6 protein-coding genes and 1 pseudogene are annotated in these 9,408 nt (G+C 71.3%); 4 read left to right on the top strand and 3 right to left on the bottom strand.

All coding sequences use genetic code 11. From position 1 onward, the window contains the following. Positions 1-1,094, top strand: a 1,094-nt coding sequence (locus tag ACWJ6R_RS22950) for an alpha/beta hydrolase family protein (protein ID WP_449064206.1), incomplete at its 5' end; no start/stop codon positions are given. A gap of 168 nt (positions 1,095-1,262) precedes the next feature. On the opposite strand, the gene ACWJ6R_RS22945 is transcribed toward ACWJ6R_RS22950, so the two are convergent. Genes ACWJ6R_RS22945 through ACWJ6R_RS22935 form a run of 3 tightly spaced genes read right to left on the bottom strand, consistent with a single transcriptional unit; the run spans position 1,263 to position 4,883 of the window. Continuing rightward, positions 1,263-2,159: a carbohydrate ABC transporter permease gene (locus tag ACWJ6R_RS22945; RefSeq protein ID WP_449064205.1), complete on the bottom strand. Its 897-nt coding sequence runs from the start codon at positions 2,157-2,159 to the stop codon at positions 1,263-1,265. Next, entirely contained in the window at positions 2,156-3,157 is a 1,002-nt protein-coding gene (locus ACWJ6R_RS22940) for an ABC transporter permease (RefSeq protein ID WP_449064207.1), read from the bottom strand. The genes ACWJ6R_RS22945 and ACWJ6R_RS22940 overlap by 4 nt, the downstream gene beginning before the upstream one ends. A 49-nt stretch (positions 3,158-3,206) precedes the next feature. After that, the gene (locus tag ACWJ6R_RS22935) at positions 3,207-4,883 is read right to left on the bottom strand and encodes an extracellular solute-binding protein (RefSeq protein WP_449064204.1); all 1,677 of its coding nucleotides are present in this window, start codon (positions 4,881-4,883) and stop codon (positions 3,207-3,209) included. A 282-nt stretch (positions 4,884-5,165) separates the two neighbouring features. Between ACWJ6R_RS22935 and ACWJ6R_RS22930 the strand changes: the two are divergent. The 3 genes and pseudogenes from ACWJ6R_RS22930 to ACWJ6R_RS22920 form a co-directional block, all read left to right on the top strand. Then, positions 5,166-5,234 (top strand): annotated as a pseudogene (locus ACWJ6R_RS22930) (hypothetical protein); the annotation flags it as partial. Between the two features lie 79 nt (positions 5,235-5,313). Then, positions 5,314-6,315 carry an ROK family protein gene (locus ACWJ6R_RS22925; RefSeq protein ID WP_449064203.1) on the top strand — a complete coding sequence of 334 codons (1,002 nt, stop codon included), beginning with the start codon at positions 5,314-5,316 and terminating at the stop codon, positions 6,313-6,315. Positions 6,316-6,548: 233 nt separating this feature from the next. Next, on the top strand, positions 6,549-9,377 hold the full coding sequence (locus ACWJ6R_RS22920) for a glycoside hydrolase family 3 C-terminal domain-containing protein (RefSeq protein ID WP_449064202.1): 2,829 nt from the start codon (positions 6,549-6,551) through the stop codon (positions 9,375-9,377). Positions 9,378-9,408: the final 31 nt, after the last annotated feature.

Raw genomic sequence — 9,408 nt, 5'->3', positions numbered from 1 at the left:
CAGCGCCGTACCCGCTCGGTGCGCCGGCCGCCGCGCCGGATCGGGCTCCGGGGCTTGCCCTGCCCCGGCCGACCGGCCCGCACGCGGTGGGCACGACCACGCTGCACCTGGTGGACGGCTCCCGCACCGACCCCTGGGTGGCCGGGAAGCCGCGCGAGCTCATGGTCTCGATCTGGTACCCGGCCAGGACCGCCAAGGGGGAGCGGGCGCCGTACATGACCGTGAAGGAGGCGGAGCTGCTGCTCAAGGAGCAGGGCGCCGGGGCCGAGGTCGTCAACGCGCTCGCCGGGACGCGGACCAACGCGGTCGCCGGAGCGGCGCCGCTCGGGCGGCGGCGCGGCCTGCCCCTCGTGGTGCTCTCGCCCGGGTTCGGCATGCCCCGCAGCTCGCTGACGGCCCTGTCGGAGGACCTGGCGAGCCGGGGCTACGCGGTGGCGGGCATCGACCACACGCACGAGTCCCCCACGACCTTCCCGGACGGGCGGACCACCCCCTGCACCACCTGCGAGTCCGGGGGCACCCCGGCGTTCGGTGAGAAGAGCACCCGGGTCCGCGCGGCGGATGTCTCCTTCGTGCTCGACCGGCTGACCGGGAAGGAGCCCGCCTGGGAGCACGCCCGGCTGATCGACCGGTCCCGGATCGGCATGGCCGGCCACTCCCTCGGCGGCAACAGCGCCACGCACACCATGCTCACCGATCCCCGGGTGCGCGCCGGGGTGAACATGGACGGCACCTTCTGGATCCCGATCCCCGACGAGGGGCTCCGCAAGCCGTTCATGCTGCTGGGAGCCGGTGAGGCCCACGCGCAGGGCGGGAGCGACCCCACCTGGGGGCGGGACTGGAAGAACATGGCCGGCTGGAAGCGCTGGGTGACGGTCAAGGGCATGGGGCACAACGCCCTCACCGACTACGCGCCGCTCCTGGCCGACGTGATCAAGAACGAGGACATGTTCGGCACGCTCCCCGGCGCCCGCTCGCTGGAGATCACCCGGAAGTACGTCGGGGCCTTCTTCGACCTGCACCTGCGCGGGCGGTCGCGGCCGCTGCTCGACCGGGCCTCCGCGCGCTACCCGGAGGTCACGGTCAAGAGGTGATCCGACCCGCCCGTTCCTCCGGTGGCTCCGGGGTGCGGAGCAGGTGCCACAGTGCTGAGGTGTCGATGAGGCAGCCCGTCAGGGGACACCGCATGCCGTACGGCCGCGCACCGGGGCGTACGGCACGGCCCGGCGCCGAGGAGGGCGGCGCCGGGCGGCCGGGGAGGGTCAGCCCTTGACGGCGCCGATGATGACGCCCTTGGTGAAGTGCTTCTGGACGAAGGGGTAGACGAACAGCACGGGGAGCAGGGCGAGCACGACGATGGCCATCTGGATGGCCAGGTTGGGCGGGAGGGCGCCGGCCACCGAGGTGTCCACCGCCGAACCGAGGGTGAGCGACTGGCCCTGCTGGACGTACTGGCGCATCACCAGCTGGAGGGGCCACTTGGTGTTGTCGTTGATGTACAGGATGGCGTTGAAGAAGGCGTTCCAGTAGCCCACGGCGTAGAACAGGCCGATGACCGCGGTGACGCCCTTGGACATGGGCAGGATGATCCGGGTCAGGATGCGGAACTCGCTCGCCCCGTCGATCCGGGCGCTGTCGGGCACCTCCTCCGGGATGTTCATGAAGAAGGCCCGCATCACCACGAGGTTGAACGCGTTGATCGCGCCCGGCAGGATCAGCGACCAGTAGCTGTCGATCAGGCCGAGCGACTTGACCATCAGGTAGCTGGGGATCATGCCCGGCGTGAACAGGAACGTCAGCAGGATCATGAACAGCAGCGGCCGCTGGAACAGCGAGCCCGGCCGGGACAGGCCGTAGGCCGCGAGCACCGTGCAGACCAGGCTCACCGCCGTGCCCACCACGGTGATGCCGAGGCTCACCAGCACGGAGCGGCTGACCACGCCGCCGGAGAACAGCTCCTCGTAGGCGGCGAAGGAGAACCCGTTGGGCACCACCACCAGGCCGCCGGCCTCGTTCACCGCCGCGGCGGGGGACAGGCTGGTGAGCACCACGATGTAGATCGGGAAGAGGACGACGAGCGAGATGAGGGTCAGGGTCAGGCCCTTGGCCAGCCTGCCCGGCACGCTCGGCGCCTCCTCCCATGCGGGACGTGTACTCATGATCGTTTGTAGATTCCCTGTTCGCCGAACCGGTGGGCGACCTTGTTGGCCACGAGGATGAGGACCAGGCCGACGACGCCCTTGACCAGGCCGGCCGCGGCGCCGTAGCTCCACTCCCCGGTGACGAGCGTGCGCCAGTAGACGAAGGTGTCCAGCACCTCCGCGGCCTCCCGGCCCACCGCGTCGCGCTGGAGGAAGAACTGCTCGAAGCCGACGTTGAGCGCGTCGCCGAGACGGAGGATCAGCAGCAGCACGATGACCGGGCGCAGCCCCGGCAGGGTGATGTGCCAGATCCGCCGCCACCGGCCGGCGCCGTCCACCGCCGCCGCCTCGTAGAGGTTCTGGTTGATCGCCGCCAGCGCCGCCAGGAAGATGATCGTCCCCCAGCCGGCGTCCTTCCACACCGACTCCGCCGTCACCAGCAGCAGGAAGACGTCCGGGTCGGTCATGAGGTCGATGCCGTCGTAGCCGTTGGCGCGCAGCAACTGGGAGATCAGCCCCGCGCCGCCCAGGATCTGCTGGAACAGCGTGACGACCAGCACCCAGGAGAAGAAGTGCGGCATGTAGACGATGCTCTGCACGAACAGCCGGACCCGGGGGTTCATCACGCTGTCGAGCAGGACCGCCAGCAGGATCGGCAGCGGGAAGTAGAACACCAGCTGGAACGCCGTGATGGTGAGCGTGTTCAGCGTGGCGTCCCAGAAGCTCTGGTCGGTGAGCAGCCACTGGAAGTTGGTGAAGCCGATCCAGGGGCTCTCCGCGATCCCGACGTGGGGGGAGTAGTCCTGGAAGGCGATCACGTTGCCGAGCGTCGGGATGTAGTGGAACACCGCCAGCAGCCCGACCGCGGGCACGGTCATCAGCAGCAGCTGCCAGTCGTGCCGCAGCCGGCTGCCCAGCGAGGGCTTTGCCCCGGGCTTTCCACCGGCCTTTTTGCCGGCCTTTTTGCCGGCCTTGCTACGCTTCGCGGGAGCGCCGGCGCCGGCGGGTGAGGTCAGGTCACCCGCCGGTCCGGTGCTCGCGTCCTTTCCGGCCTTCTCGGCGTTGTCAAGCACGGCCGTTGTCCTGCAGCACCTTCAGGTAGAACTCGCGGCTCTTGTCGCCGCCGTCCTTGCGCCACTCGTCGACGACCTTCTTCAGCTCGCTGAGCGGGCGGCGGCCGCGGACGACGTCCTGGATCTTGTCCTCGGTGGGCTGCTCCAGGGCGGCGTACTCCGAGGGCCGCTGGATCCGGATGCCCTCGTGCGGGTTGGGCGCCCAGTGCTGGGCGGCCTCGTTGTACCAGTTCGCGGCGGTCTCCACATACCGGGGGAGCTCGCTCTCGGTGATCGCGTCGGGCCGGCCGCTGAGGAAGAAGTACGTCGGCGGGGCCTCCTTGAGGCCGAGATCGGTCCTCTTGGGGGCTCCGGCCTCCGTCTTGGTGTAGTGCTTGCCCTCGACGCCGTAGACGGACAGCATGTGCTCCTGCGTGCCGAACGGCGCGGCCAGGTAGTTCATCAGGGAGAGGATCTCCTCGACCTTCTCCTTGGCCAGGCCCTTCTTGATGAAGGTGTACTGCCCCGGCTCCTCGCTCTTGTGGTAGCCGGGGGCGCCCCCGTCGTGGCCGAAGGACGGCACCGCCTCGATCCAGAAGTCGGGCTTGGTGGGGATCATCTGCTCCAGCATCTCCTTCCACCCGCCGAAGCCGTCCTGGGTGACGAGGATCTGGCCGGACTTGAACAGCTCCTTGGCGTTGGCGCCCTTGCTGCTGACGATGTCGGGGTGGATCAGCTTGCCCTCGTACAGCTTGCGCATGAACTCGACCGCCGCCTCGAACTCCGGCGTCTCGTACCGGTGGACCAGCTTGCCGCCGGACAGGACCCACTCCTTGGGGGCGCGGAAGATCTGGTAGGCCATCAGCTTGATGTCGCCGAAGGCCCAGCGCTTCTGCTTGGGGTCGTTGATCTCCTTGCCCAGGGCGAGCATCTCGTCGGCGCTCTTGGGGGCGGTCCAGCCGCTGGAGTCGAACAGGTCCTTGCGGTAGAGGAGCACCACGCCCATCGGGAAGGTGTAGCTGCCGGGGATGCCGGTCAGCTTGTCGTTGAAGACCCCCCACTTCCAGGCGTCGGTGCTGATGTTGGCCAGCAGCGGGTACTTCTTGACGGCGTCGCCCTGCAGGTAGGGCGTGAGGTCCTCGAAGAGCCGGCCCACGGCCTCGCCGAACTGGGGGATCTGGTTGACGGTCCAGCTCGGGATCATCGTGATGTCCACGACGTCGCCGCCGGCGATGATCGCGTTCATCTTCTCGATGATCGTCATGCCGTCGAGGATGTTGAACTCGAGGGTCGCGCCGAGGTCGGCGTTGACGGCCTCGAAGTAGGAGTTCTCGCCCAGCGGCGGCGGGAGCGGGCCCCACAGCGGCGTCATGGCCTTGTAGTGGCCGCCCTTGCCGGGCTTGGCGGTGACCGCGTCGACGAGCGAGGCGGGATACTTGGTGAAGCCGCCGGGCGCGCCGTTCTGCCCGACGATGTCGGCGGTGACGCCCGCGTAGGGGACGTGCGTCGGCACCTGCGAGGTCAGCTTGTCGAGGGCGGCCGCGGTGGCTCCTCCGGAGCCGGGCCGGGGACCGCTCGGCGTGGAGCAGGCGCTGAGCAGGCCGCCGCTCGCGGCCGCGACCGCGCTGAGTCCCACGAGGCCGAGGAAGCCTCGGCGGCTGGTCGTCGCGCCCTCGGGGGGAGTTTTCACGGCGCGTTCCCTTCGTTGTCATGGACGGGCGGGGGTTGTCCTAGGAGGATGGGTCCGAGATAGAGTTAGTTCGTCTTTTGACCAAACAAATTAGTCGAGGGGCACTCCCGCCACAAGGGGCCGACGATCGCGGTCCTTGGGGCGGGTGAGGCATGATGGGGCCAGCCGGGGGCCGTTCGCAAGACGGAGCCCGGGCCGATCGGGACGGGACGGACCTTGATCACATCTACGACGAATCCGCAGCCGGCCGACTTCGCCGATGTCCGGGCCACCAACCTCGCCGTGGTGCTGCGGTTCGTGCGCGAGCACGCGCCGTGCTCGCGGGCGGACATCGCGGCTTCCACGGGCCTCAACAAGGCGACCGTGTCGAGCCTGGTCGCCGACCTGATCGACCGCCGCCTGGTGCGCGAGACCGGGCTGACCGAGAACCGTGTCGGCGCCGGCCACGATGCTCGTGCTCGACGGCTCGCCGTACGCCGCGATCGGCATCGAGGTCAACGTCGACTACGTCACCGCGGTGGCGGTGGACCTGTCGGGGGAGCGGCTGCTGTCGTGGCGGCGCTCCTTCTCCGGCTCGCTTCCCGGCACTGACGGCTCGACCGGCCAGGCCGTCGCGGCCGTCGCGGCGATCGTCCGCCGGGTGGTCGGCCGGATGGCCAAGCAGGAGCGCCAGGTCCTCGGCCTGACCGTGGGCGTGCCCGGCCTGGTCGGCACGGACGGCACGGTGCTCATCGCGCCCAACCTCGGCTGGCGCGACGCCGACCTGGCCGGAGACCTGGCCAAGGCGCTGCGCGACCCCGGCTTCGCCGTCCAGGTCGAGAACGACGCCAACCTGGCGGCCCTGGCCGAGCACCGCTTCGGCTCGCAGGCCGGGACCGCCAACCTGGTCTACCTCACCGGCGAGATCGGGGTCGGCGCCGGGATCATCCTGGACGGCCGGATCCGCCGCGGCGGCAGGGGCTACGGCGGCGAGATCGGTCACATCCAGCTCGACCCGCTCGGCGCCGGGTGCCGGTGCGGGCGGACCGGCTGCCTGGAGGCCGTCGCCGGGATCGGCGCGGTGCTCCGGCACGTCCCGCTCTCGCCCGCCGAGGTGGAGATCGAGCTCGACGAGGTGGTACGGCTGGCCCGCGCCGGCGACTCCCGGACCCTCGGCCTGCTGGCGGAGGTCGGGCGGCAGCTCGGCAAGGGCGTGGCGGTGGTGGCCAACCTGCTCAACCCCGAGGTGGTCATCCTGGGCGGCTACTACGTGCCGCTGGCGCCCTGGCTGCTGCCGGCGGTGGAGGAGGAGGCGCGCGACCGCACGATCGCGCCCGAGGGCGGGGGCTGCCGGGTGGTGGCCTCGACCCTGGGCTACGACGCGGCGGCGCTGGGCGGCGCGGCCCGGGTGCTCGACTCGGTGGACTCCGGCCGGCTGCCCCGCGTCTCCTGACCTCGGCGCGGGGGCGTCCGGGGCGGCCCGGAACCGAAGAATGATCGGTGATTTTCTCCGCAGGTCTTGACCTGGATCTCACAGCCAGGCACCCTTCAGGGAAACTCTGCTCGAAACATTCGTGTAACGGGCGGAGTTTTCCTGGACCGACTATCGAAGCGCTTCGACAGAGGCGCGTTTTCTCGCCCCGTTGTCGAAGCGCTTCGACGCTCACCAGAGGGATGGTCCCCCCGATGAACGAACCGTTCCGCGACCCCGAGCTCCCGCTCGCCGACCGCATCGCCGACCTGCAGGGCAGGCTGAGCCTGGCGGAGAAGGTCGCCCTGCTGCACCAGTACCAGGCCCCGGTCGAGCGGCTGGGCGTGGGCCCGTTCCGCACCGGCACCGAGGCCCTGCACGGCCTGGCCTGGCTGGGGCCGGCCACGGTCTTCCCGCAGGCGGTCGGGCTGGCCAGCACCTGGGACCCCGAGCTGGTCCGGCGGGTCGGCGAGGCGACGTCCGACGAGGTCCTGGCCTTCCACCGCAAGGACCCGGCCGGGGCGGGGCGGAACGTGTGGGCGCCGGTGGTCAACCCGCTGCGCGACCCCCGCTGGGGGCGGAACGAGGAGGGCTACTCCGAGGACCCGTGGCTGACCGGCGTGATGGCGGTGGCGTACGCCTCCGGCCTCCGGGGGAGTGATCCCACCATCCTGAAGACCGCGCCGACGCTCAAGCACTTCCTCGGCTACAACAACGAGACCGACCGCTGCACCACCTCCAGCGACCTGCCGCCCCGGGTGCTCCACGAGTACGAGCTGCCCGCCTACCGGCCCGCGCTGGAGTCCGGCGCGGCGGTGGCCGTGATGCCCTCCTACAACCTGGTCAACGGCCGCCCGGCGCACCTCAGTCCGCTGATCAACGAGGTGCTGCGCACCTGGGCCCCGGACGACGTCCTGGTGGTCAGCGACGCCTACGCCCCCGGCAACCTCACCGGTCTGCAGGCCTACCACGACGACGCCGCCGAGGCCTACGCGCACGCGATCAAGGCCGGGCTGGACAGCTTCACCCAGGACGACGACCGCACCGAGGCCGTGCTCGGCCACATCCGCGACGCGCTGGAGCGGGGCCTGCTCACCGAGGCGGACGTCGACGCGGCCGTCAGGCATGCGCTTTCCATCCGGTTCCGGCTCGGCGAGTTCGACCCCGCCACGCCGTACGACGACGTGACCGAGGCCGTCGTCAACCGCCCCGAGCACCAGGCGCTGGCCCGCGAGGCCGCCCGCCGCTCGATCGTGCTCCTGGAGAACGACGGCATCCTCCCGCTGTCCGGGGTCACCAGGATCGCCGTCATCGGCCAGCTCGGCGACACCCTCATGGAGGACTGGTACTCCGGCACGCTGCCGTACGCCGTCACCGCCCGCGCCGGCCTCGCCGAGCGGTGCGAGACGGTGTTCTGCGAGGCGGTGGACCGGATCACGCTGACCGCCGAGAACGGGCACGTCGTCGCCGACCCCGGCGGCGGGCCGCTCGGGCTCACCGCGGAGGCGGGCACGGCCGAGGGCCTGTTCGACCTGTTCGACTGGGGCGGCGGGGCCTACGCCCTGCGCGCCGCGGCGACCGGCCGGTACGTCTCGGTGGACGACTCCGGCACGCTGGTCAACGACCAGCCGGGACCGAACGGCTGGGAGGTGCGCCAGACCTTCCGGCTGGAGGACCGGCCGCGCGGCACGCTGGCGCTCCGGCACATCTCCACCGGCCGCTACGTCGGGCCGGCCGCCGACCCCGGCGCGGCCTCGGACGGTACGGCGCCCGGCGCGGCGGTCCTCCGGCTGGTGGACGACGCCGACGCGGCGCTCTGGCTGACCGTGGAGACGGTCGTCAGCGGGGCCGAGAGCGCCGCCGCGCTGGCCGCCGCCGCGGACGTCGCGGTCGTCGTGGTCGGCGACCACCCGCTGGTCAACGGGCGCGAGACCGAGGACCGCCTCGACCTGGCGCTCCCCGCGGCGCAGGAGGCCGTGGTGGCGGCGGTGCGCGCGGCCAACCCGAAGACCGTCATGGTGATCAGCAGCGGCTACCCGATGACCTGGTCGGAGCGGGACCTGCCCGCGGTGCTGTGGTCCTCGCACGGCGGTCAGGAGTACGGCCACGCGCTGGCCGAGGTGCTCTTCGGCGACGCCGACCCCGAGGGACGCCTCACCCAGACGTGGTACCGCTCGGCGTGCGAGCTGCCCGACCTGCTCGACTACGACATCATCGCCAGCGACGCCACCTACCAGTACTACCGCGGCACCCCGCTCTACCCCTTCGGCCACGGCCTGTCCTACACCGACTTCGACTACCGCGACCTGACCGCCGAGGTCGCGGACGGGAAGATCACCGTCTCGGCGACGGTCGCCAACACCGGCTCCCGGCCCGGCACGGAGGTCGTCCAGCTCTACACCCACCAGCAGCGCTCCCGAGTCAAGCAGCCGCTGCGCCGCCTGCGGGACTTCACCAAGCTCCGGCTGGAGCCCGGCGAGAGCGCCGCGCTCCGCTGGACCCTCGACGTCGCCGACCTGGCCTTCTGGGACGTGACCAGGAACCGGTTCGCGGTCGAGGACGCGCCCCACAAGATCATGGTGGGCCGCTCGGCCCGGGACATCCGCCTGTGCGCGACGGTCCACGTCACCGGCGAACACATCCCGCCCCGCGACGCCCTCGCCGCGCCGATCCCGGCCGCGGACCACGACGAGTACGACGCGGTGGCGTTCACCGACGCCTCCCGGGTCTCCGGCGACGCCGTACGCTCCACGGCCGAGGGCGCCTGGATCCTCTTCCGCGGGGTCGACTTCGGGACCGGGGCCGCCGCCTGCGCGATCGAGGCCACCAGCACCGAGGGCGGCGTGGTCACCCTCCGCCTCGGCGACCCCCTGTACGGCCCCGCCCTCGGCGCCGTGCCCGTCCCGCGCGCCGGCCGCTACGACCTGTCGCGGGTCGTCGGCGGGCTCGAGGGGGCCCAGGGAGTGCACGATCTGTACGTGGTGTTCGAGAATGCCGGTATCACCGTTTCCCGCCTGGCCTTCGGCTCCGCCGAGAGCAGATGAGCGGGCGGGGCGGGCGGGGCGGGCGGGGCGG

The organism is Planomonospora algeriensis (assembly GCF_977012225.1).
Note: the sequence above shows the minus strand (reverse complement) of the source record. Positions and strands in the feature narration are given on the sequence as shown.

Coding starts and splice junctions, on each gene's coding strand:
- ACWJ6R_RS22945 (WP_449064205.1), bottom strand. CDS start 2,159: ATGAGTACACGTCCCGCATGGGAGGAGGCGCCGAGCGTGCCGGGCAGG.
- ACWJ6R_RS22920 (WP_449064202.1), top strand. CDS start 6,549: ATGAACGAACCGTTCCGCGACCCCGAGCTCCCGCTCGCCGACCGCATC.